Source organism: Commensalibacter melissae (assembly GCF_003691365.1).
Taxonomy (GTDB): domain Bacteria; phylum Pseudomonadota; class Alphaproteobacteria; order Acetobacterales; family Acetobacteraceae; genus Commensalibacter; species Commensalibacter melissae.
The window spans coordinates 28354-52563 of sequence record NZ_CP033087.1; the positions used below are offsets into that span (position 1 = coordinate 28354).

17 protein-coding genes are annotated in these 24210 nt (G+C 36.8%); 11 read left to right on the plus strand and 6 right to left on the minus strand.

Features of this window, described 5'->3' with window-relative positions; genetic code table 11:
- Nucleotides 1–28 precede the first annotated feature (28 nt).
- Nucleotides 29–856 carry an SDR family NAD(P)-dependent oxidoreductase gene (locus tag D9V35_RS00155; RefSeq protein WP_122122825.1) on the minus strand — a complete coding sequence of 276 codons (828 nt, stop codon included), beginning with the start codon at nt 854–856 and terminating at the stop codon, nt 29–31.
- A gap of 179 nt (nt 857–1035) precedes the next feature.
- Between D9V35_RS00155 and D9V35_RS00160 the strand changes: the two genes are divergently transcribed.
- Entirely contained in the window at nt 1036–1749 is a 714-nt protein-coding gene (locus D9V35_RS00160; protein WP_110439258.1) for an NAD-dependent deacylase, read from the plus strand.
- 9 nt (nt 1750–1758) lie between these two features.
- The gene (locus D9V35_RS00165) at nt 1759–2352 is read left to right on the plus strand and encodes a uracil-DNA glycosylase family protein (RefSeq protein ID WP_110439259.1); all 594 of its coding nucleotides are present in this window, start codon (nt 1759–1761) and stop codon (nt 2350–2352) included.
- A gap of 71 nt (nt 2353–2423) precedes the next feature.
- Here the strand turns inward: D9V35_RS00165 and D9V35_RS00170 are convergent, their stop codons facing one another.
- Both D9V35_RS00170 and D9V35_RS00175 read right to left on the minus strand, forming a co-directional pair.
- The gene (locus D9V35_RS00170; protein WP_122122826.1) at nt 2424–3872 is read right to left on the minus strand and encodes a glycosyltransferase family 2 protein; all 1449 of its coding nucleotides are present in this window, start codon (nt 3870–3872) and stop codon (nt 2424–2426) included.
- A 112-nt stretch (nt 3873–3984) separates the two neighbouring features.
- Nucleotides 3985–6423, minus strand: a complete 2439-nt coding sequence (locus tag D9V35_RS00175; protein ID WP_122122827.1) for a DUF3772 domain-containing protein — start codon at nt 6421–6423, stop codon at nt 3985–3987.
- A 205-nt stretch (nt 6424–6628) separates the two neighbouring features.
- On the opposite strand from D9V35_RS00175, the gene D9V35_RS00180 reads away from it, so the two are divergent.
- Nucleotides 6629–7231: an IMPACT family protein gene (locus D9V35_RS00180; protein WP_110439262.1), complete on the plus strand. Its 603-nt coding sequence runs from the start codon at nt 6629–6631 to the stop codon at nt 7229–7231.
- Nucleotides 7232–7317: 86 nt separating this feature from the next.
- Here D9V35_RS00180 and tldD read toward each other — a convergent pair whose 3' ends face one another.
- The gene (gene tldD, locus D9V35_RS00185) at nt 7318–8769 is read right to left on the minus strand and encodes a metalloprotease TldD (RefSeq protein WP_110439263.1); all 1452 of its coding nucleotides are present in this window, start codon (nt 8767–8769) and stop codon (nt 7318–7320) included.
- A 40-nt stretch (nt 8770–8809) separates the two neighbouring features.
- Nucleotides 8810–9850: a COX15/CtaA family protein gene (locus tag D9V35_RS00190; RefSeq protein ID WP_110439264.1), complete on the minus strand. Its 1041-nt coding sequence runs from the start codon at nt 9848–9850 to the stop codon at nt 8810–8812.
- Nucleotides 9851–10046: 196 nt separating this feature from the next.
- Between D9V35_RS00190 and D9V35_RS00195 the strand changes: the two genes are divergently transcribed.
- The gene (locus D9V35_RS00195) at nt 10047–10676 is read left to right on the plus strand and encodes a TVP38/TMEM64 family protein (RefSeq protein WP_205910306.1); all 630 of its coding nucleotides are present in this window, start codon (nt 10047–10049) and stop codon (nt 10674–10676) included.
- 47 nt (nt 10677–10723) lie between these two features.
- Nucleotides 10724–11347, plus strand: coding sequence for a glutathione S-transferase family protein (locus D9V35_RS00200; protein WP_122122829.1), 624 nt, complete (start codon nt 10724–10726; stop codon nt 11345–11347).
- A gap of 65 nt (nt 11348–11412) precedes the next feature.
- Here D9V35_RS00200 and thiM read toward each other — a convergent pair whose 3' ends face one another.
- Nucleotides 11413–12234, minus strand: a complete 822-nt coding sequence (gene thiM / locus D9V35_RS00205) for a hydroxyethylthiazole kinase (RefSeq protein WP_122122830.1) — start codon at nt 12232–12234, stop codon at nt 11413–11415.
- A gap of 131 nt (nt 12235–12365) precedes the next feature.
- Between thiM and D9V35_RS00210 the strand changes: the two genes are divergently transcribed.
- The 6 genes from D9V35_RS00210 to D9V35_RS09450 all read left to right on the plus strand — a co-directional run bounded on the left by D9V35_RS00210 (nt 12366) and on the right by D9V35_RS09450 (nt 24195).
- On the plus strand, nt 12366–13112 hold the full coding sequence (locus D9V35_RS00210; protein ID WP_110439268.1) for an SDR family NAD(P)-dependent oxidoreductase: 747 nt from the start codon (nt 12366–12368) through the stop codon (nt 13110–13112).
- A gap of 162 nt (nt 13113–13274) precedes the next feature.
- Nucleotides 13275–14252, plus strand: coding sequence for a COG2958 family protein (locus tag D9V35_RS00215; RefSeq protein WP_122122831.1), 978 nt, complete (start codon nt 13275–13277; stop codon nt 14250–14252).
- A gap of 151 nt (nt 14253–14403) precedes the next feature.
- Complete coding sequence (locus D9V35_RS00220; protein WP_110439269.1) at nt 14404–15066, plus strand: DUF421 domain-containing protein; 663 nt, start codon at nt 14404–14406, stop codon at nt 15064–15066.
- Nucleotides 15067–15158: 92 nt separating this feature from the next.
- Nucleotides 15159–20048: an alpha-2-macroglobulin family protein gene (locus D9V35_RS00225; protein WP_122122832.1), complete on the plus strand. Its 4890-nt coding sequence runs from the start codon at nt 15159–15161 to the stop codon at nt 20046–20048.
- A gap of 86 nt (nt 20049–20134) precedes the next feature.
- Nucleotides 20135–22465, plus strand: a complete 2331-nt coding sequence (gene pbpC / locus D9V35_RS00230; RefSeq protein ID WP_205910307.1) for a peptidoglycan glycosyltransferase PbpC — start codon at nt 20135–20137, stop codon at nt 22463–22465.
- Between the two features lie 182 nt (nt 22466–22647).
- Entirely contained in the window at nt 22648–24195 is a 1548-nt protein-coding gene (locus D9V35_RS09450; protein WP_240993378.1) for a hypothetical protein, read from the plus strand.
- Nucleotides 24196–24210: the final 15 nt, after the last annotated feature.

Here is a 24210-nt window from a genome sequence, read left to right on the forward strand (position 1 = left end):
AATACGTCACGCAATAAATTTATTGATCTTATGAATGTAGGTTATTTTTCTGCCAGTTTTTTTTTCTTTTTTCACAAAACTTTTCCACAAAAGGCATTAATCGTAGGATAAAATATGGTTTTAGCATCAAAAGTTTAGTTTGCAATCCTGACCATTTGGGAATGTAATATTCCAATCCTTTTTTCTTGAGGGCTTTCATAATTGTTTTACAGACAATTTCGGGTTCAAGAGGTGGAGAGCAGAAATTAAGCAAAGACCCTCCATTTTGCATTTCATTATGAAGCATTTGCGTGTTAATGGCGCCAGGAAAAATGGATGAAACATATATTTTCCGGGGACGGAGCTCCATGGCCAACGCCAAGGCAAATCCACGTAAACCATATTTACTGGCAGAATATAATGCGCTGTCTTTTAGGGGAAAAATACCTCCCAATGAATTTACAAAAATAATTGAGCTTTTTTTACGCATAAGCGGAAGTAAGCCCTTGGTCAAAAAAATGGCTCCATTAAGATTTACCTGAAGTTGGTTAAGTATTAATTGATCACTTAAATTTGAAAACGAACCTGGATAAATATTTCCTGCACAATGGATTAAAGCATTAATATGATGGAATTGTTTTTTAATATCCTCACATAAATACTGTATTTCATTAAGATGAGAAATATCGCAAATACGAATAATGACTTTATCTCCATAATGGAGAGAAATTTGTTCTAATTGCGCAAGATTTCTTGCAATCATAATAATTTTGTAATGTTCTTCTAAAAGGTAAGAAACAAGTTTTTTGCCTAACCCCCCGGTTGCTCCAGTAAGAACAGCGATTTTATTAGATTGTTTAAAAATATTTAAATTCATTTAGATAAATCTCAAACTTAAAAGGTCATTATACTAAGTTATAGAATACTATTTAATTAAGTATAACATAATATTTTAAAATATAAGATATTTAGGTTTATATAGCGTAATTAATCAAACTTGTTTATTTTTACCATAAAATAATTTTATGAATTAAATGTTATAAGAAGTATCGAGCAATGAATAAAATTGTTGTTTTAACTGGAGCCGGGATCAGTCAGGAATCGGGTCTTGATACGTTTCGTGATGCTAATGGCATCTGGGCGAAATATAATATGGAAGAAGTTTGCACCTTGGAAGGATTTAAGAAAAATCCTGAAAAATTACATGAATTTTATAATCAGTTACGTTCGAATTTGCCTAAATATTTACCCAATGCCGCTCATATTGCCTTGGCGAAACTTGAACAGGCTGTCTTGAAAAAAGAAATTGAAGCTGAATTGGTTTTGATAACGCAAAATATTGATGATTTACATGAACGTGCCGGGAGCCGTTTTCTTTATCATATGCATGGAGAATTGTACAAGATAAGATGCACAACATGTGATCGACGTATGGAATGGCATAAGTCATGTTTTCCATATACATCTTGTCCATATTGTCATGCTGTGACATTACGGCCAGATATTGTATGGTTTGGGGAAATGCCTTATTATATGCAAGAAATTGGAAGAGCATTATCAGATTGTAACTTATTTGTCGCAATTGGTACTTCCGGTGTAGTCTATCCGGCTGCTGGGTTTGTAAACGAAGTACAGGGGCGAGCGAAAACAATCGAGTTAAATCTGGAACATTCTATGGGCACATCAAATTTTGATGAATCCTGGCAAGGTTCAGCAACAGAATTGGTTCCCGAATTTGTCAATTATTTATTAAACGCCTATCAGAAATAAGGGAAAAGAATGACTGACTCTTTAAACCGTCTTTTGAAAGAGGTTCGGGCTTGTCATATCTGCAGGGATTTACCTTTGGGTCCAAAACCCATTTTGCAGGTAGGTTCGTCTAAAGTGCGGTTGTTAATCACTGGACAGGCGCCAGGTACACGTGCACATGAAACGGGAATAACGTTTAATGATCCTTCGGGGGATCGTTTGCGTGAATGGATGGGAATTAACCGATCCTTATTTTATAATGATCAATTGATTTCAATTATTCCAATGGGATTTTGTTATCCAGGCAGTTATGAAAGAGGTGGGGATTTACCTCCTCGTAAAGAATGTGCGCCACAATGGAGAGCCAAACTTTTGAAATTATTGCCTAATATTGAATTGACCCTTCTGGTTGGATCTTATGCACAAAATTATGTCTTGGGAAAAGGAAGCCTAACAGAACGAGTTAAGAATTTTCGGGATTATTTACCTAATTTTTTGCCTCTTCCTCATCCTTCATGGCGGACAAGAATTTGGGCAAAAAAGAACCCTTTTTTTGAAACGGAAGTTTTACCAGAGTTGAAAAAAAGGGTTTGCGATATTTTGAATTTAGACATGAAATCTTAAATAATTATTTAATAACTTATTATATTAAATATAAGGAAACTATATATTGGCTGAAGTTGAAAATAATTATTTTATAGCCAACTTATAATTTTTCCAACATTTTGTATATGTATTTTAGATTGTTCTTTTTTGGATAAAAGATTATATGCCAAGATAAAATCTGCATAGGTTATATCTTCACTATTTTGATATAAGTAATTATAAAAACTGTATAGATCATGTACAGAATCAGGTGAAACATTGAAATTAATTTCTAAATCCTTTGATTTCAGTTGAAGGTATTCCCATTCCTTACAAATGTTTCTGTTGGCGTCTACATCTCCAAAAAAACCTGATTCAGGATTTAATGACATAAATTTTTTTGAATAAGGTGTTTGTAATGAGTAATATGGTGTATCATTAACTGGTTGAATTGAAAATTGATAGGTAGAGGAAAATTTATTTAAAAATTTAATAATGAAAGGAATAGTGGATATAGAATTACTTTCTTTATAAAATAGATAAATCAAATTTGGTTTATGATTATATATAATACCGTATATTGGTATCATATTTTGAATATCTTCAAAATTAAATAAATATCCTTCTCGCATATGTAAAGCTAGATACCGTTCTTTTGTTGAGCAAAGACTAAAACAACTTGTTTGTTTGTTGTTGGATTTTTTCTTGTTAAAAGATCCCGTAATTTCAAATATATAACGATATACACATTCCTGTTTAAGGGTTACTAAGATTTCATTGGCTTTTTTGATGAAATCTTTTCTTTCTTCGTGTTGTATATCATTTCTATTGAAATGCTTCCATCGACCTTCTGAATTTATCAAATCTGTATTTAAACGATTTTGAATTCTAATTATATAGTCTTCCATTGATCGATTAATATAATGGTTGATGCATGCATTATTCCAAATAACAGTATCACTATCTGCACGTTTATCTTGAATAGATTCTCCATATGCATTTGCATAATTTTGTGGGACTGTTTTAAAATGATGGGGATTTGTATATTCAAATGAATAATCTTTAGGCCTTATAAAACATTTTGTTAATAATGTATCAGAAAAGTTTTTATCACAGTGCTTAGTATAAGCTTCGTAAGTAGGAATCTTGCTTTTTAAAACTCTGTCAGAGTTTCCATAAATTCTCCAATTTAAAGAAACACCATTATAGTTTGAAAATTTTTCAAGAAAATCCTGTATAGATAGGTCGTGTTCTAGTGATACATATTCATCGGCATCTAAAAATCCAATCCAGTCATATTCTTGATCCAACGCTTTTCGACAAGCGTCTTCGAATGCATTAGCTTGTCGATCATAAAAATAAGGCATATTAGCAGGATTTGTTAGTTCAATTTCAATGTTATATATATTAGAAACAGTTTTTAATATTTCATAAGTGCCATCTGTTGAATGATCATCATAAATAAAAAATTTATCGATACCGATAGCAAGATGCCAAGAAATCCATGATAAAATGTTTGGATTTTCATTTTTAAGAAATAAAGCGAGACAAATTTTCATATTTAAATAACTTCTTTTAGAAAAATAAAAATAATACTATAATAATATCAAAAAATTAATTATTTTTTTAAATTTTTCTTAATGTTAAGTTATTAATATTTATGTAAATTGTCTATTTTCCACCTTTTTCTGAGGAAGATTTGTTATTGGATAGCTGATTTATATTATTTAGATATTCAGATAAGATGTTATTTCTTACTGCATCTGTATTTGCCAGATAATTTGTATAACAAACAATGGTCATGACTAAAGAGCTTTCTGTAATGTTATCAACCCATATATAGGGTTTCGGATCATCTAGAACATCTTTTTGTTTTTCCATGATTTTCATGATTAACGTACGTGCTTGATCCAATTGTTGAATGGTAATTACAGGTAATTTAAATGAAACCAGACCCATATGACGTCCACGGGTGGCATTCTGAACAGAAGATGTGATAATTTGTGAATTTGGAACAATTAGGGTCGAAAAATCTGACAAACGAATTTCGGTAGCTCTTACTTTGATGCTCATTACCACTCCTTTAACACCATTTATGATAACCGTATCCCCTATGCGGACGGGTCTTTCAGCGAGAAGGATAAGACCGGAAACAAAATTCTGGACAATGGCTTGTAAACCGAAACCAATACCGACAGAAAGAGCGCTGACAATCCAAGTAATGTTTTGAGTTGTTACCCCAAGGATGGATAAATCAATAATGGCGACAACGACCCAACAGCAATAATTGAAAATTGTATCAATTGAATTACAGGTTGCATTATCCAGACTGGTTTTTGGAAAGAAGTTTTTATTTAACCAGTTTCTGACAATTCTTATACAATATATACCAATGAAAAACACCAAGATTGCCTCGGCAATTGTTGAAAAGGAAAATGTAAAGTTACCTATTTTTTGGTTGGTTAGGGTGGTTGTTAAATGTTGGATGAAGACGACCAGATCAAAATTACCGGGGGAAATAATGGAAACAATTGTCAGAATGACAGTTGTTAGTGTGATGACACCGGTAATGATGGTTGATAATTGTTCCATGCTTTGAGGTTTTATGCCTAAAAGCTGTATTTTTTTACCCAGCCAGCGATCCGGATCAAAGATGAGGTTTGTTATATCATTCAAAAGTATTCTTAAAAGACTTAAAGTACTGAAAACCAGAATTACCCAGTTAAGCCATACACACATTGAATAACCCAAATGGATGTATCCTGTTAGGATGGCAACAATAGAGATGATACAGAATAATGGGAGCCCGATTGCAACGACAAGAAGTGTGATATCCGGACTTTGATTATTTTGTACTGAATGAAGTTTGATTCTTTTCTGACCCACTTCGCGAAGCTTTATGGGAATGGACAAAAAAAGGATTGAGGCGACACAGGCAAAAAAACCATTGCATAATTGCTGTGCTATAATACTTACACCACTAACATTATTGATATAACGGACAATTCCAAGAAGCAGGATAATGGCCATATAAATATTGGGTAGAATATTGATTGAATGCGCAACTTCATCACCAATGGGCAATAACCGCCATTGTGGATTTTTTACAGCAAGGAAACCTCGATAAAGTCCAAAGATAAAACCGCAAAAATAAAGTTGGTGAATTATGTTTTGTGCAAAAGCATAGGCTTGTGGGCTGATCGTATTGTGGTTATTAATGGTTACCAAAATGAGTGTGGCAGATAATCCTGCGGTAAGAGAGGCTATTATTGCTGAACACAGCGTCATTAAACTGCGTCTAAGACGTGTAGGGGGAATGAATTTTTCTGTGAACTGTACCAGTCCCTTTTCAATAAGAGGACGTAGGATGAAAATTAACAGAATAGCGCCAAGAAAACCTGCAAGCATTGTAAGACGGCTTCCCCAGCCATCTTGCCATGTTTTGGTGAATAAACTGCCAAAATCAGAATATAGTTTATTTATGCGGGAACTGTCATCATCGTAATGAATGGCAATTTCATGCCAAAAATTATATCCTAGGGGGGAGGATATGCGGGTAAATAACTGCACCTGTTGAATCTTGGATAAAGCTTGCTGAATTTGTGCAACCTGACTATTGGCTTCCAAGGATATGATTGTTGCCTGCTGAATTTTTGCGCTAAGATCATTTCTATTTTGAATAAAGGATTTTTGTCGATCATTTAAATTTTTAATATCATCTTTATTTTTATCACTTCCTGTATTTTGGATAACGTTATCCAGTAGCTTTAAAGCCTGATTATATCCCTTCAGACGAGGGGTCAAATCAGTTACAATCGTATCGGTCGAGGTGGATATCGATCGTGCTTGATTCAGCAGATTTTTGAATTGTGTAAAATCTTCAGAATGCTGAAGGCTTTGTAAGCTTTTATTAATATTTCCCAATTGTTTTATAAGCTTATTTAAAATTGGTTGAGTTGTTGTATCGGGAATATTGAGAAAAACAGGTGTATTTGAAGGGGTTGATGAGGAAATAAGAGAGTTGGCTGCTTCTTGCGCGTGGGTATTTTGTATAGATATTATTCCAAAGGAAAGGAAAAGACTAAATAATAGGTATTGCACTATTTTCATAGAAGCAGCTCCAAGTTTAAAGGCAAATTTGTTTTATTTTATAACGACTTGGTAAAGTAAACTATAAAAATATGTAAAAATATTGTTTTTTTGTATGAAATAAGGCGAAAATGGCTTTTTTGGAATGAATTATATGGGAATTGTTAGTAAAATGTATTCTTAAACATTGCTTTATTACATAAAAACATAATTTCTGAATGAATTAATGATAGCAAACAATCTGATTTATACGTTAACCGCCCCTTATCAGTTTCAGCAAGAAATTCGAAAAAGTATATTTTTGGCACATGCTGTGCCCGTCTATACAGAAATGCAGGTTGGGGAATGGTTGCAACGATTAAAAATACCAGAGGCAACACATAATTGCTGGGCTTATCGTATAGGACAAAATTATAAAAGCAATGATGATGGTGAACCTTCCGGAACAGCGGGGCGACCCATTTTACAAGTTATAGAAAGACAGAATTTTGATTGTACACTAGTAATAGTTATTCGATGGTTTGGCGGTATTAAGCTAGGCGCAGGCGGTCTTATTCGGGCCTATAGTGGAACTGCGGCTGAATGTTTACGTCAGTCTTCCTCCAAATTATATATTCCTAAAAAAGAAATTATAATTGTCTGTTCTTTTTCAGATTATGCTTTGGTAAAAGCCCGTATTGGAGAGTATCAAGCAGAAATTGCCATGGAAAATTTTGAATCCATGGATGTGGAGTGTCATCTTGTTGTGCCTGAAGAACAGTATTTGGCTTTGAAGCAGCGTTTACTTGATCTGACAAGGGGACAGATATTGATAGAGGATATTATATAGATAAAGATCGGTGATAAAATACAGGAGGAGAGATGATTTCCTGATCCTTGGGGTATAAGGATCAGTTACGTTTGTATTGACAAAAATTAGAAATCTGTTCCCCCGACGGTCAGGCCGGAAAGTTTAAGGGATGGCTGTCCAACTCCAACCGGTACGCCTTGACCAGCCTTGCCGCAAGTTCCCACCCCTTTATCTAATTCAACTTCATTGCCAATCATTGTGATTTTGGTAAGGGCATCTGGACCATTTCCAATCAGGGTGGCCCCTTTAACTGGATGGGTGACCTTTCCATTTTCTATCAGATACGCCTCTGAAGTAGAGAAGACAAATTTACCAGAGGTAATATCAACCTGACCACCGCCAAAATTGACAGCGTAAAGACCTTTTTTGGTGCTTTTAATCATATCGTCCAACGTATCTTTTCCAGCCAGCATAAATGTATTGGTCATACGAGGAATTGGCGCACAGGCAAAAGATTCTCTGCGTCCATTTCCCGTTGATGGTTTATTCATCAGACGGGCGTTCAAACGGTCATAAAGTAATCCTGTCAAAATGCCATCCTCGATCAGGTTTGTCCGTTGAGTTGGAGTTCCCTCATCATCAATATTAAGACTTCCCCGTCGTTCAGAGAGGGTGCCGTCATCAACGACATTAACCCCTGGAGCTGCAATTCTTTTACCCATTAAACCGGCAAAAGCAGAGGTTCCCTTGCGATTGAAATCACCTTCTAATCCGTGGCCGATAGCCTCATGTAACAAAATACCAGGCCATCCAGACCCGAGAACGACATCCATTTCACCGGCAGGTGCAGATTTACTTTCCTGATTGATTAGGGATTGATGCAAAGCTTCATGAACAGCATTTTTCCAAATATTTTCCTGTGTAATATGATCATAACCATAGCGTCCACCACACCCATAGGAACCTATTTCTCGACGTCCATTTTTTTCTGTTATGATGGTAACATTAAGTCGAACCAGGGGACGGATGTCAGCAACACGGAACTGACTGGTCCGGATAATTTGAATGGCCTGCCATTCTGCCGATAGGGATGCGCTTACCTGAACGACATGAGGACTTTTTGAACGGGCATAAGCATCAATTTCATGAAGCAAATGAGCCCGATCGGCAAATTTACCTTGATGAAGTGGGTTGTCAGGGTGATAAAGCTGATGATTGGTCAGGACAGGTTTATCACTGATTATAGATTCATGATCTGATTTCAATTGGCTGACAGTTTCACTGGCACGTTTTAAGGCTTTATCACTTAATTCATTGGAAAAAGCGAATCCTGTTTGAGTATCCAAGACTGATCGTAGGCCAAATCCAGAAGTGATATCTGTTGTCGCGGTTCGGATGGTTCCATCATCAATACTTATCATTTCACTTTCACGATATTCAAGAAATAGTTCTCCATCATCCATGGAAGAAAGGGTCTGATGAATGGATTTTTCTGTCTTATCCCGATCCAGCTGGGTTTTCTGTGGATTAAAAAATATAGAATCTGTCAGGGTCAAGGCATTGATGGGGTCAGTCATAAATGATAGCTTTCAAGAGGATCAAAATAAAAAATGTTAGTTATGATAATGATTTATTTTTACGCATATGATGTAGGGCAATCGTAACTGTTGTCAATAAAACGATTGCAAAGGCTTGATGAACGGTGCCTGCCCAGACAGGAACAACAAGCAATAATGTTGTAACCCCCAGGGCGTATTGGATAAGGACAGCCCATCCCATTGCCATAAAGCTGTCCTTGGTCGCCTTGTCCAATGAGGATTTCAGACCTGTCATAACGGTTATTAGAATCATTATGCCCGTAAATGTTGCCAAGAGCCTATGATTGAATTGAATGGTTGAAATATTTTCAAACCAGTTTAACCAGAAAGGGGATAGTCTATTATAATCAGCAGGAATCAGGTGGCCGTTCATTAGGGGAAAACTGTTAAAGGAATGACCCGCATGGGTTCCTGCAGTAAAACCACCGGCAACAATGGTGACTAGCAATAAAATGAAATCAGTTTTCAATAAGGTTTTAATAAATTTTATGGCTGGATTTTGGGTCAGTGGATTGGGAACAGGGTGGCGTAATGAAAGGGCTGTCCATAAAATAGCGATATAGAGAATAATGGCGCAGGCTAGATGCAAAACGAGACGGACCGGTTCAACCGCGGTACTGTTTGCTCTGAATCCAGAATGAACCATGAACCAGCCAATACCGCCCTGTAATCCACCGAGAATAAAAAAAATGAACAGGCGCAGAGCCAGTTGTTTTGTGATCATTTTTTTATAAATAAACCAGATTAAGGGTAAAATGAGAACCAGACCTATTAATCTTCCCAGAAAACGATGGCTCCATTCAGCCCAGAAAATCTGTTTAAATCCATCCAGTCCAAAACCATTGTTAAGAATTTGATATTGTGGAATGGTTTTATAAAGATCGAATTCCCGAACCCATTCTGCGTGGCTTAGAGGAGGGATGATACCAGTGATTGGACGCCAATCCATGATGGACAGACCGGAACCCGTTAGTCGTGTATATCCCCCAAGGGCTATCATGCAAAGAAGCATAAAGCAGATGAGGAACAGCCACGTTGAAATTGATTTATTGTTTTGCATGAGTAAAGAAATTCTAAATAAATGATAAAGGGTATCGTTTTAAAGAAAAGTGAGATATTGTGTTTTTTTAGTCCTATAAGAAGGTTTTTGCAAGTCAAGCCTTTCATAAGGTCAATAATTTAGTTGTGTTATGAAAAGAAATAAAAATTTAACTCAATACAAAACACTAATTGGTCAAGTAATAAAACCATTATGTATGGTTTTTGGAATTGTTATTGTTCTTTTACTTGCTCGTTATTTTCACGGCTTTGATTTGTTTTTAAATGATCATACGTTATTAAGGTGCGGGATAAAAGGTCCCCTGATCTTCTTATCCATTGCCATCATTATGTGCATGGTCGGTTTTCCAAGACAGCTTGTCTGTCTGACGGCTGGGGTGGTATACGGTTTTTGGTTGGGTATTTTTTACGCCACGATTGCGACTGTCATAGGAGCGTTATTGGCCTATAACTGGGCCCGGTGGCTGGGACATGAATGGGGGAAAAAATATCTTTCCCATGCAAAACTAAAAAAAATTCATCATTTTATTCAAACAAACCCTTTTCATACCGTTCTTATCTGCCGTTTGATGCCTGTGGGTTCTTCCGTTCTGTTGAATACCATGGCTGGTATAGTTGGTATTTCCGTTATGCCTTTTATCTGTGCGACTTTTCTGGGAAGCTTTCCACAAACGGTTGTTTTTGTTTTACTCGGTGGTGGAATTCGGATTGGCCATTTTGGGCAAATTACGTTAAGTTTACTTTTATTGGCTGTTTCAATACTTGCTGGTTTGATTTTAATGAAACGTTCTTTTAACAAAAAAGATGATTTATTATTGCCTGAATAATTATAAAAGCATTATAATTTTCTCAGGATATTTCAAGGAGGCTATTGATGTTAAAGCTTTATACAATTCCAGGCGCTTGCTCAACAGGATGTCATATTGCCCTATATTGGTGCAAAGCTGATTTTGACTTTGAAATTGTTGATCATGATGGTTTAAAAAAGGATGAATTTCTTAAATTGAATCCATCAGGTCAGGTGCCCGTATTGGTTGATGATCGGTTTGTGCTGACTGAAAATGTCGCCATCATGAATTATATTGCGGATTCTTTTCCACAAGGGAAGCTGCTCGGAGATGGTAGTAAGCAACAAAGGGCAGAGGCTTTGCGTTGGTTGGCTTTCGTAAATTCCGATATTCATCCTGTATTCGGTTTGATTTTTGGAGGACAACAAATCAGCGGCGATCAAAAAGTGATTGAAAGCCTTGATACTGCCGCTCGTAAAAAACTTCATAAATTATACGGTCAGGTTGATAAACAACTGGCGGAAAAGGAATGGATCGCAGGTTTCCGTAGTGTGGCAGATCCATATTTATTCATGACCTTGACCTGGGTTCAAAATCTAAAAATAGATATTTCGAGTTATAAGAATCTGTTGCAGTTTTATATGAAAATGCAAAAAGATGATGGAGTTCTTGCTGTTTTCAAGGCGGAAGGTATTCCGAATTTCGTTTGATGTCCAAATAAGGTATGATGAAAATGAAATCTCATTTTCATCATTTTGGAAAATTATTTTATCCATTATTTGACAAGATTAATTTTTGCATATTTTATAATCTTTTCATCGTTCAATAGATAAAGCTCGTCAATTAATCTGATTTGCAGACTGCCGGGGGCGTTGATATGTTGCATAGCGATATCGGCGGCAATGCCAATAAAAGCCATTGCCGCGGAACAAGCATATAGGGTGTTTTTTTCAACAGCCAGGCATGCTGCGGTGATGGCGGTTGCTGCACAACCAGATCCTGTTACTTTGGTTAAAAGAGGGTGGCTGTTTCTTACGGAGACAATCTCTTTTCCGTTGGTGATATAATCTGTTTGGCCACTGATTGACACAGTGGTTTTATAAGATAAGGCCAGTTGTTTAGCGGCTTCCAGTGCATCATGAGAGGAATCAAGACTATCCACTCCATGGCCCTGTGTTCGAGGAGATGTATTTTGATGATAATGGTAAAGACTGATAATTTCTGACGCATTTCCTCGAATGGCATTGGGGAAATTCTGTAAAAGACTGAGCGTTGTTTTGGCTCGATAAAGAGAGGCACTAATGCCCACCGGATCGAGTATCCATGGAATGTTTTGCTGGTATGCGGTACGACTGGCCAACTGCATGGAGCGTAATTGGGGTGTTGATAAAGTCCCAATATTGATAACCAGAGCGTTGGATTTTTGAACGAATTCCTCAACTTCCTCCTCCGCATTGGCCATGGCGGGTGATGCGCCAAGCCCAAGTAAAATATTTGCGGTAAATTGGGTTGCAACCTGATTGGTTATATTGAGAATAAGTGGATTTTTTGCGCGTATGGCATGAAGAGTGGAAATTAGGATATCGGGTTCGATCATGATAATATAAATATTTTGTTTTATAGGTTATGGTTTATGAATGGAGATTATAGACTATTTCGTTGCAAAAGATATCTGCCTTACGTATTCTAGAAATAATAATGTCTTTTAAAATTTGAGAGAATAATAAAGTGGATCTTGGTCTAAAAAATAAAAAAGTGCTTATTAGTGGCGGTTCCAAAGGAATTGGATTGGCGATTGCCCAAAAATTTATTGATGAAGGTGCGTTTGTCAGTATTTGTGCCAGAAATCAGCAAGGTATCGATAAGGCTATTCTGCAATTGGGTGACCGGGCCATGGGCATGACTGTTGATATTAACAAGGCGGATGAAGTTGAAAGATGGATCAAGGAAAGTCACAAAAAGATGGGTGGGCTTGATCATGTGGTGGCGAATGTAAGCGCTCTTGCCTCGGGACGGGATCTGCAAACCTGGAAAAAGGCGGTTGATACAGACCTGTTAGGTACTGTTGCCCTGGTTAACGAGACATTGCCTTATTTAACCAAACAGAAAAACGGATCAATTGTTATCATATCCAGTGTTTCCGCTTCTGAAATAGACGTATTTGCTGAACCATATGGCGCCTTAAAGGCTGCCTTGAATCATTATGGCAAATCGGTTGCACTAAGAGTTGCAGAACACAATGTAAGGGTTAATCTTGTTTCTCCAGGAACAATTTATTTTAAGGGAGGGATATGGGATCAAATTGAACGGGAGCAGCCTGAACTTTATAATACAGCCTTGAAGAATAACCCGTTAGGTCGTATGGGAACACCAGAGGATGTGGCCTCAACAGTTGTTTTTCTGACAAGTGAACAGGCAAGTTTTATTACCGGAAGCAACCTTGTTGTTGATGGTGGCATGACAAAACGCGTGTAAAATTATTGATATATTGCCTGTTCCAAGGCCTTTTTAAAATCAAATAGGCGGTATCGGGCAATTTAACCGGTTATATATATTATATTCTTTAAATAAGGTTAACCAATTATTTTAATATCATATGATAGAAATAATGAATTTATCTGAACAATTTATAATATTATGAAAAATTATACATTAATTCAGCAAGTTGTTTTATTTTTAAAAAATAATCCGCATAAACGATTTACCGCGCGTGAAATTGCAATCCAATTAGTTAAAATTTATCCTGATTATTATAAACAAAAAAGACTAAATAGCCAGCAGCGTTTTACCTCGGAAAATTCTTTTATTTCTCAAATTGTTGCTGAAATTGGTTCACGTATTAAAAGGTTAACACAATCAAATGCAGGAATATTGATTCAGGACCAACCTCGACCAAGAGTTTACGAATGGAAAGGTAATTCCAGGCTCAAGAGCAATTTTATAGATAAACTGAAAGATGAAGAAAATGCAGGTAAAGACATTTTAAATTTGCCATTAAAAAAGATGAATTATACGGAAGCTGATCTTTATCCTTTATTGATTGAGTATCTTGGTACGGAATATAATTTAAAATGTGATAGGATCAATGAAAAATTTTCAAAAAAAGGTAAAGGGGAAAATGGCAATAAATGGTTGCATCCGGATATTGTTGCTTTGCAGGCAGTGACTGAAGACTGGAATAGTTTGGTTAAAACTTGTGTACAGTCAGGGGATGCTAAAATGGCTTATCTATGGTCTTTTGAAGTAAAAAAACAGATTTCCCGCTCAACAGTTCGTCAATATTTTTTTCAAGCCGTTAGTAATTCCAGTTGGGCAAATTACGGTTATCTGGTGAGTGCAAGCATTCCAGATGATGGAACGATGAATGAGCTGAGAATGTTGTCGGCTTTACATGGTATTGGGTTAATTATACTTAAAACAGATAATGTAATTGATAGTCAGATAATGATTCCTGCGGCATTTAGAGCAGAGGTGGATTGGTGCTCGGTAAACCGGTTGGTTGAAGAAAATCCGGATATGAGATTGTTTATTCAAAAAGTTGCCAGTTATTATAAAAGCGGTTTGTTACAAAAAACTGGATGGAGTAATGATTTACTAAAAGTTGAGAGTAATTAAATATAAATTATTAATATATATTAATTTAACTATAAAAAACTGATTTAATTAAAATAATTCTTAAATAAATATATAAATATTTTCCAATATGTTATAATTTGCAGAGTAAAAATGAATTTATTCAGTGTGTTATTCATATAAGAGATTTTTCATGAATTTTTATATGTTGGTTTTTGTAAAATTTATTATCGGCTTTGCTGTTGTAATTTTTTATTTTAATCAGTCCGGCAAAACGCAGCTTTCCCAAATGACCCCTATTGATCTGATTGGAAATTTTATATTGGGTGGAATAATTGGGGGGGTTATTTATACAGATAGTATTTCTCTGTCTCGTTATATTGTTGTCTTGATAATTGGCACTCTATTAATGCATTTTCTAAATTATATTGCCAAGAAATTTGATGTTTTCCGTGCCTTGGCCTTGGGTAACACGATTGTTTTTATTAAAAACGGTTCCTTATTAATGGATAATATCCAGGATAAAAAAAATAAAATTGATATTATCAATATTATGTCCAGCCTACATTCCAGAGGCATTGGTTCAATGCAGGAAATATATTATGCCCAAATTGAGCCTAATGGATCGTTGACTGTTAAAAATAAAGAGGAAAAGGATCCTTCCGTCATTTTAATCCTTGATAGCGAGATCAAGGATTGTCCATCCCATTTGTTGGATATAAGTCAAGATACGGTCCAGCATTTACTTGATAAATATTCCTTGAAACTGGAGGATGTTTATCTAGCCGAATACTACGATAAAAAGATCATGTTTGCTTTATATGACGGTAAAAGAATAACTATTCCATTTTATTGAGCATCTATAGTGCTATATAAATTAATTTGAATATTTAAGTTTTTGTTTTTTAGTTTATTTTTGAAAAATGTTTTATTTTATTGGATTTTTAGATGTTTGAAAAACAAAGGTTCTTTGCTTTTTTTATATGTTTATTTATATGTAGTTTTTTTTTAAATTCATTATCTGTCAAAACTGTTTATTGCAACTCAAATGTTCAGAATTCGGGTAATGAACAAATTTTAAAGGTTGTTGATGTATCTGAAATAGACAGGGATGGTTGGGACTGTCTTGCGGTTACTTTTTCATCACCCCTGAATGAAAACCAGAACTTTGAAGAGATATTGCATCTTTTTGATGCAAAAAAAGGCAAGGTGGATGGCGCCTGGATTTTATCTGAAGATCATCAGGAACTTATTTTTAATCATCTTGAGCCTAACCGGAAACTGGTTTTAACTGTTGATGCTGGATTAAAGGGTAAAGACGCAAAAATTCTCAGAAAAGAATATACGGCCAAAATCACAACAAATGATTTAAGTCCCAATATCAGCTTTGCCAGTCAGGGTTCTTTGTTTCCCGTAAGATTGGCCGAGGGTTTGCCTGTTATAAAATTGAATGTAAATCAGGCAAATGTTGAATTCTTCAGAATAAAAAATGACCAGCTTGTCAATTTTTTTGAAGATAAGGAATCTTCCTCAAGCTTGTCAAATGACATGATCTCGGCTTTGGTTGATAAGGCGGATCTGATATATACGGGTTCTTTTAAGCTAAATGTAGATAAAAATCATCGTCAGAAAATTTTACTGCCGATTTCTTCCATCAAACCTTTACAAAAAAAGGGTGTTTATTTTGCGGTTATGCGTTCCGCGGGAATGTATAATTACAGTTATCCTGTTACAGTGTTTACGATTTCTGATATTGGCATTTCCGTACATCGTTATCAGGATAATGATCAGATCAGCGTTTTTACACAGTCTCTAGAAACGGGTGATGTCTTACCAAACGTAAATATCAGTGCCTTGGATAAAAAAGGGCATATCATTGCGACAGCTTTTTCAGATAAGGACGGTTATGCAAATTTGACAAATATGTCAAAAGCTAGAATTTTGCTGGCAACACAAAATGGTCAAACATCCTTTATCCAATTAAAGTCTCCAGCTTTGGATTTATCAGATTTTAAAATTGATGGAGATATCCAGCATGATTTACAGTTTTTCGTTTTTGGCCCCCGTGATTTGTATCGTCCGGGAGAAACCGTAATATTGAACGCTTTATTGAGGGATGCGGATGGGCAACCTGTTCAAAATATTCCAGTCAATGCTATTGTTTATAATGCAGAGGGAAAAAAGGCTCAAAATTTTGTTTGGAAAGCCTCAGAGACAGGATTTTATCAATATCAGTTAAAATTACCCGCCAATGCTGTAACAGGCAAATGGTCTGTCGTTGTGAAAGCGGGAAGGAAAGAATTGAATCAGTATCGATTTGCAGTTGAGGATTTTTTGCCTGAACGTATGGGTCTTACTTTACAATCGGAAAATCTGGAAAATTCGAAAAATAATGTGCCTCTGACCTCTCGGCAAGATTTGCATGTCAAGGTGAATGGCTGGTATCTGTATGGGGCGCCGGCCAGTCATAATCTTTTATCAGGTTCAATTACCATGCATTCATTGAGAAAAGCGGTTCCTCAATTAAAGGGATTTGAATTTGGTGATAGTCAAGAAAAAGGCCTTGATAAACGCATGGATTTTGACGAGATTCATCTGGATCAGCTAGGTTATGGCCAAATTAAAATGACCAATCAATGGCAAGGGATCAGATCACCTGTTCAATTGATTACCGAGGCCAGCCTGTTTGAAACCGGAGGACGTCCAGTGGTGAGACATTTGACGCAATTTGTATGGCCAGCCAAACAATTGGTTGGTATACGGCCCCTTTTTGATTCGGTTACCTCGCATGACAAGCCAATTCGATTTGAGGTTGTCATGGCTGATTTCGAAGGGCATAAATTACCGGCAAAAAATTTAAAAGCAAGATTTATTCATGAACGTCATGATTATTATTGGACGTATTCTGATGATACAGGGTGGGACAGCCATTTTAATAAGAAAGATGTTATTGAGGATGAACAGCTTTTAAACATAGGCCAAAACAAAACAGCGATGCTGACATTTCCTTCCAAAGATTGGGGATTCTATCGATTGGAAGTGTTCAATCCAGATACCGGTTTGACATCCAGTTATTCTTTTGAAACGGGGGCAGTTGAAGAAGCGGGTTCAGAAGAGAATTTGCGTCCCGATCAGGTTAAGGTCATGCTGGATAAAACAGCTTACAAAGCTGGCGATATTGCCCGAATCACTTTGACCCCTCCTTCTGATGGCAAGGGTTATTTGGCGGTAGAGTCATCAGGTCAGCTATTATGGCGGCAATCTATTCAGGCTTCTGCCAAAGGTTCAAGTTTTACCCTTCCCATTAATTCAAAATGGTTACGTCATGATGTATATATTACAACTTTGATTATCCGACCCGGTGACCGTAAGGTTGGCGCCACTCCAAAACGATCTGTGGGAATATTACACTTACCTCTTGATCGGCAGGATCGTAAGTTAAAACTTCAAATGAAAATGAATTCAAAAATCGAGCCTTTAACGGATCAGAAAGTTAAGGTCAAAGTTACGGATGCATATGGGAAACCTGTAAAGGATGCCGAGGTTTTGTTATCCGCCGTGGATACAGGTGTCTTAAATATTACGGATTACAAAACTCCAGATCCTTTCAGGGCTTTCTTTGATCGCAAAGCTTATAATGTTGATCAGTTAGATGTTTATGGCAAGTTAATCGAGGCAGGTCAAAACCCTTTGGCAAGTTTGGCTTTTGGTGGGGATGCAATGGCGAAGGGGGGGAAACTGCCCGATACCAAGATCAAGATTGTTACGTTACAACCCAAGCCTATTCATGTGAATGATCAGGGTGAAGCCGAGATTTTAATTACTGTTCCAGATTTTAACGGCGAATTAAGAATTATGGGGCAAGTTTGGACAGCTGGTCAATTTGGTATGGCAGAAAATAAAATAACAGTTGCCGCACCTATTGTTGCCGAAATGTCCACACCACGTTTCCTGGCAGGGGGTGATGAAACGGTTTTGGCACTTGATCTTACTAACATGACCAGACAGTCACAGGAATTATCTGTGCGTTTCAAGACAGAAGGATTTATTTTTGCAACGCGTTCTGGGGATCAAGCTGTTATATTGGCACCAAATGAACGGAAAACATTAAAAATTCCTGTCCAGGCAAAAACAGGATCAGGAGAAGGAAAAATCAGGGTTGATGTTTCAGGAATTGTCTCCAACGGTAAAAAGCAATTATTGAGCCGTTCATGGTCAATTGGAACACGCCCGCCTTATGCTGCTCAATTTATAATAGAACAGACTAAACTAAATAAAAAAAGTTGGCAGATATCACCATCAGTCTTGCATAATATCGGGATTTCAGGTCGTGAGGGGAGACTGAACATAAGTCCTTATCCACCCTTGAATTTATCCAGACAGATTGAGGATTTACAAACTTATCCCTATGAATGTGCCGAACAAACAACAAGTGGAATTTATCCTTTCCTCTATGTAAATAAGGATATCTTAAAACAGCTTAATATTAAAAACGAGCTAACCGATCAACAGCGTCATGATGCGATTAATGCAGCGATTTTCCATATATTAACGATGCAGCGTTCAAATGGGGGATTTGGGTTATGGAGCAGTGACAGCCCAGAAGAATATTGGTTAACCGTTTATATCACGGATTTTCTTATTCAGGCACGGGACCGGGGTTATATGATTCCTGAAGATGCCTTGCAAAATGCCTTAAAACGTTTGTTAATATATGTTCAAAACGGCAATGAGATTGACCCTTATTACAGTCGTGACTTTAATGAATCGCGTTTTACGGTTCAAGCCTATGCTGGATATGTATTGGCACGAACAAAACAGGTACCTTTAGCCGCATTAAGAAATCTTTACAATCATCGTAAACAGGCACCATCAGGACTTTCTTTAATTCAATTGTCAGCAGCATTAAAGCTAATGGGAGATGAGGGACGTTCTGCACAGACCTTAAATGAAGGTTTACATTATGGGCAACGTGTTCATGATTGGTGGATAGGAGATTATGGAAGTGATATTCGTGATAATGCGTTAATTCTTGCACTTTTACAGGATAATCATTTGGTCAGTGATGACGTTGTTATACAAAGGCTGTTTGCTTTAAGTCATCAAATTGAAGATAAAATATATTTGTCTACACAGGAAAAGAATGCAATTTTTCTGGCAGGATATCGCTATGTTTCAAAATCCGCTAAAAACTGGAAGGTTGAGGTCGACGTGGCAGGGAATCATTATAACCTGACAAACCAAAAATCTTTTTTGCAATTCAATGATCAGGAAATGAGACAGATCAATACGCTTCGCCTTGCCAACAAAACGGGAGATGTTGATCTATATCCAAATCTCGGTTTATCCGGTTATCCGTTACAGGCTCCTGTACAGGTTCAGAAAAAGGAACTGAACATAGAAAGAGAATTTCTTGATATTTACGGTAATCCAGTGGATTTGAAAAATGTCAAAACGGGTGATCTTATATTGGTTAGAATTAAGATATTTTCGTTTTCAAGAATGCATGATGCCTTGGTGGTTGATTTCCTGCCCGCTGGATTTGAGCTGGAAAATCAAGATCTTTCAAATGCTTCTGTCAATTTGGAAAATGCAGGGGAGGTAATTAAAAAATCTCTTGAAAAAATGCAGGAAGCATCCATTCAACATCAAGAATATCGTGATGACCGTTATGTAGCCCAATTGGATCTTACAAATAAAACTGAACTGGTTTATTTGGTCCGTGCGGTGACACCTGGAAGGTATTACATACCATCGGCAACATTACAGTCGATGTATCAGCCAGGCCGGTTTGCAAGGACCAGTGGCAATATGACATTAATAGTTAAAGCACGTTAAAAAATTAATAAAAAGGTCATAATCAGGTGTGCATCAATATATGATGGTGTACGCCTTATTTTTATTAGAAATAAATGGTGTATATAGTGCGTGTGATAGGTCAGATTTACCGAAAAGGGGTAATATTCTGTTTATTTATTTGTATTGGGTTATTTATAGCGGATAAAACCAACCCTCTTCCTTTACCAAATATCAGTTCTTCTCGTGTCGTTTTGGCAGAGGATGGAACGCCTTTATGGCGTTTTACCAATCAAAAAGGGGTCTGGCGTTATCCTGTTACCATCCAACAGGTTTCTCCATATTATATTCAGGCTTTGTTAGCCTATGAAGATCGGTGGTTTTATCATCATCCCGGCATTAATCCTGTCGCTTTGGGCAGGGCTTTTGGACAAGATATTTATCATCATCATATCGTATCGGGTGGTAGTACGCTCTCAATGCAGGTTGCCCGTATTGTTGATCCCTGTCCCCATACTTATTTGGGAAAAATTGGGCAGATTTTCCGGGCGTTGCAACTTGAATGGCATTTGAATAAAGAACAGATTCTAACCATTTATCTAAATCATGTATCTTATGGGGGAATGGTAGAGGGTATTGCGGCGGCGAGTTGGACATATCTTGGTAAACCACCGGATCAACTTACCAAAGGAGAGGCAGCCTTGCTGGCTGTTCTACCACAAGCGCCCAGCCGTTTACGACCAGATCGTTATCCTGAGCGTGCCAAGAAGGCCCGTGACAAAGTTCTGGAGCGGCTAGCTCAATTCAAGGTATGGTCAAAGAGGGATATTGAGGAAATTAAAGGGGAAAATGTTTTATTAAGTGAACGTCAGATACCACAATTGGCTCCCTTATTGGCGAGACGATTATCACTTCAGAACAAAGATGCAGTCATCCATAGCACTATCAATATAGATATGCAACGTCATTTGGAGGAACTTCTTGAAAATTGGAAAAACCGTTTACCGCCTTATAATTCCGCTGCCATTTTGGTGGTGGATTCAGCGACAATGCAGGTTAAAGCCTATCTCGGCTCTGTAGATTTACAGGATAAACAGCGTTTTGGTTATGTGGATATGGTAACCGCTATCCGTTCACCCGGTTCAATATTAAAGCCTTTTCTTTATGGGTTGGCCATGGATGAAGGGCTTATCCATTCTGAATCCTTATTGCAGGATGTGCCAAGACAATCTGGTCATTATAGGCCAGAGGATTTTTCTTCTTCATTTGTTGGACCCGTTTCAGTAAGCCAGGCATTGCGAAGATCACTTAATTTACCAGCCGTACAAGTGTTGGAAGTTTATGGAGCCAGAAAATACTATGGCAAATTAACAGGTGCCGGTATTGGATTAAAACTGCCTCAAATGGTTGAACCAAATTTGGCAATTATTCTTGGCGGGATTGGCACGTCTTTGGAAAATGTTGTTACAGCTTATAGCGCGTTCGCAAGAAAGGGAAAGGTTGCAATGTTACGTTTCAAGAATAATGGATCCATGAGTGAACGGCCATTATTGTCTGAAGGTTCAGCCTGGGTTATTCGGAAAATTCTGGAAGGTGAAAGTCCATTGGACAGTAATTTTGATCGGCAGATTTTTCAGCAGGATCATTTGGCATGGAAAACAGGGACAAGTTACGGATATAGGGATGCTTGGGCTGTTGGCGTAGGCAAACATTATATAATGGGGGTCTGGATTGGAAGACCTGATGGCACACCTGTGGCAGGCCAATATGGAATAGCTTCCGCAACCCCCTTATTATTTCAAGTATATGATATGGTCAGAAACCAAGCTTCACAGACGTTTTCATATAGTATTAAAGATCATGAGCCGGCAACAGTAAGCGTTGCACAGATATGTTGGCCATCTGGACAGATATTGCCTGATAGGGATCAAAATTGCCGACAAAAAAGGACCGCATGGATTATAAACCATATAGTTCCACCCACTTTGGAAATGGCCGATCAACCGTTAGGAACGGGTGTCAGCCAAACGGTATGGATCAATGAACGAGGATTTCAAGTATCGTCTGATTGTCCAGGAGCCATTGAAAAAAAAATTGATCTGTGGCCAATTGCACTTGAACCTTGGTTGCCCCTTACAGAACAGCGTCACAATCGTCTGCCCACACAGGATTTATCCTGTCCCTCCTTATCTTTGATGGAATCTTCTTCCTTGTCCATTATAGGTGTAAAAAACGGAGATCATTTACAGTTGCCTCCCAGTAATATGCATCCGTTAACTTTAAAATTATCTGCTCTTGGGGGGACAAAGAAAAAATGGTGGTTCCTAAATGGTTATCTTATTCAGGAAACTGATGGAAATCAAAGTTTTGATCATGTTTTTCATAATCATGGAAAGCAACAATTGACGGTAATGGATGAAATGGGAAAAACGGCTCTTGCTGAATTTACGTTGAATTAAAGGCATGAATTCATAGGATATACTATCAGGTAAAAAATAAATGGATTCATTGAAGATTTGAAATCATATTTATGGCCTTGGTATAGATCATCTTCATTCAAGAAAATATCTTGTATCTTTTCATATAATCGTGGAAAACAATTGTTATACACAGGTAATAATTTCAAAGAGAATTATTGGATATGTATCCGAATCATTTTAAAAAAAACAAGGCATCCATTATTTCATTCCTGTTTTTAATTTTGTGTTTTGCATTATTTTTATATGAAAATATAAAAGGTTTAGGTTTTTTAAGATTTACAGACGAATCAGGTCATTTTGTAGGTGCACAAGCCATTCATAGAGGCGACAAACTTTACAGGGACTATATAGACTATCATGGTCCCGTAATTTATATGCTGACATGGATGATGGGATTAATTGTTGGTTTCTCAGAAGTATGGCTGTTGAGGCTTATTTCTTCGTTTAGCGCAATGTTAGCTGCCCTGTGTTTATTTTTTTCCCCAATTTTTCATTATTTTTGGCAACGTTATCTTGTAACCGCTTTGTGGTTTGGTTTCATTTCAAGTGTCTGGCTTATACAGGGTTTATATCTTGATAATTATTGGACATTAGGTGGGTGTTTTGCAGCTATTGGTTTGGTCACTCTTGTTATTCCTATGATTTATGACATAAAGCCGTCACGGATACAGGCCTTTACAGGAGGATTTTTTATCACGCTTTTGCCTTTTATTGCCTATCCTTTTGCAATAACCGCCTTTATTTTATTTCTTGTTGTTATCAATAAAATTTGTATAGATCATAGAAAATATGTTTCGATATTCGTGACAAGTTTGTCGGGGTGTTTGACATCTATCATTATGATGCTTGTCTGGTTAGGTATATATGGGGATATAGGTGGAATGGTTGCCTTTCATTTCATCACCAACCAAATGAATTATGCACGATACATTCCCTTCAATTTAAGTAATTTTTTTCTAAGTTTGATTCCATCTTTTTCCTCTAATCATATTGTTGAAACATTTGCTTTATTTTCGTTTTGTTTTGGGGGGATTATCCTGGTTACAAAAGGAAAATATAAAATAAGTGCATGTCTTGTATTGTGCGGGATTCTGGGGTTGCAGGCTCGAGGAAGTATCCTGTTTCAAAATGGTGCTTTCCTTATTGCTTCTGTAACCTTAATAATCGTTGCTTTTGTAAAATTAACGGAAGTCAAGCCGGATATTTCCCTGTTTTTCTCTGTCATTTCAACTTTTTGCATCTTTTTTATCATTGATCAATATGCAGTATCCTCTCCCAATATTTTAGACAAGCGACAACGTAATGCCTATCAATGGCATGCCTTTCGTGAAGGATATAATGAAGACACGAAAGCAATTTGGTTTTACGTTGATAAAAACGAAAGAATATTATCTATACCTTATAATCCAGATATTTATATTTTGGCTAACCGTTTGCCCATAAAAAAATATCACGCTTATTTACCATGGGAGACAGACTACGCTTCACATCCTTGGCACCATTATGAACGGGACCTTTGTAAAGATTTGCTTAAAAATAAGCCACCACTTATTTATTATGATCCATCAATAATATGGGGCAAATATATGCCAGATCAGTTCTTGAGTTGCGTATTGATAGTTTTGAAAAATGATTATACCCATATTGCAACGGATTCTTACATTTATGTTCGTAATGATCGTTATAGGGAAAAAGGTAAAATAAATTAGTCGTGTATTGTTTAA

Excerpts from the sequence above, each read along its gene's own strand:
- thiM (WP_122122830.1), bottom strand. The coding sequence starts at position 12,234 with ATGATCGAACCCGATATCCTAATTTCCACTCTTCATGCCATACGCGCA.
- D9V35_RS00155 (WP_122122825.1), bottom strand. The coding sequence starts at position 856 with ATGAATTTAAATATTTTTAAACAATCTAATAAAATCGCTGTTCTTACT.
- D9V35_RS09450 (WP_240993378.1), top strand. The coding sequence starts at position 22,648 with ATGTATCCGAATCATTTTAAAAAAAACAAGGCATCCATTATTTCATTC.
- D9V35_RS00225 (WP_122122832.1), top strand. The coding sequence starts at position 15,159 with ATGTTTGAAAAACAAAGGTTCTTTGCTTTTTTTATATGTTTATTTATA.
- D9V35_RS00170 (WP_122122826.1), bottom strand. The coding sequence starts at position 3,872 with ATGAAAATTTGTCTCGCTTTATTTCTTAAAAATGAAAATCCAAACATT.
- tldD (WP_110439263.1), bottom strand. The coding sequence starts at position 8,769 with ATGACTGACCCCATCAATGCCTTGACCCTGACAGATTCTATATTTTTT.
- D9V35_RS00220 (WP_110439269.1), top strand. The coding sequence starts at position 14,404 with ATGAATTTTTATATGTTGGTTTTTGTAAAATTTATTATCGGCTTTGCT.
- D9V35_RS00175 (WP_122122827.1), bottom strand. The coding sequence starts at position 6,423 with ATGAAAATAGTGCAATACCTATTATTTAGTCTTTTCCTTTCCTTTGGA.
- D9V35_RS00190 (WP_110439264.1), bottom strand. The coding sequence starts at position 9,850 with ATGCAAAACAATAAATCAATTTCAACGTGGCTGTTCCTCATCTGCTTT.
- D9V35_RS00180 (WP_110439262.1), top strand. The coding sequence starts at position 6,629 with ATGATAGCAAACAATCTGATTTATACGTTAACCGCCCCTTATCAGTTT.
- D9V35_RS00195 (WP_205910306.1), top strand. The coding sequence starts at position 10,047 with ATGGTTTTTGGAATTGTTATTGTTCTTTTACTTGCTCGTTATTTTCAC.
- D9V35_RS00215 (WP_122122831.1), top strand. The coding sequence starts at position 13,275 with ATGAAAAATTATACATTAATTCAGCAAGTTGTTTTATTTTTAAAAAAT.
- D9V35_RS00160 (WP_110439258.1), top strand. The coding sequence starts at position 1,036 with ATGAATAAAATTGTTGTTTTAACTGGAGCCGGGATCAGTCAGGAATCG.
- D9V35_RS00200 (WP_122122829.1), top strand. The coding sequence starts at position 10,724 with ATGTTAAAGCTTTATACAATTCCAGGCGCTTGCTCAACAGGATGTCAT.
- D9V35_RS00165 (WP_110439259.1), top strand. The coding sequence starts at position 1,759 with ATGACTGACTCTTTAAACCGTCTTTTGAAAGAGGTTCGGGCTTGTCAT.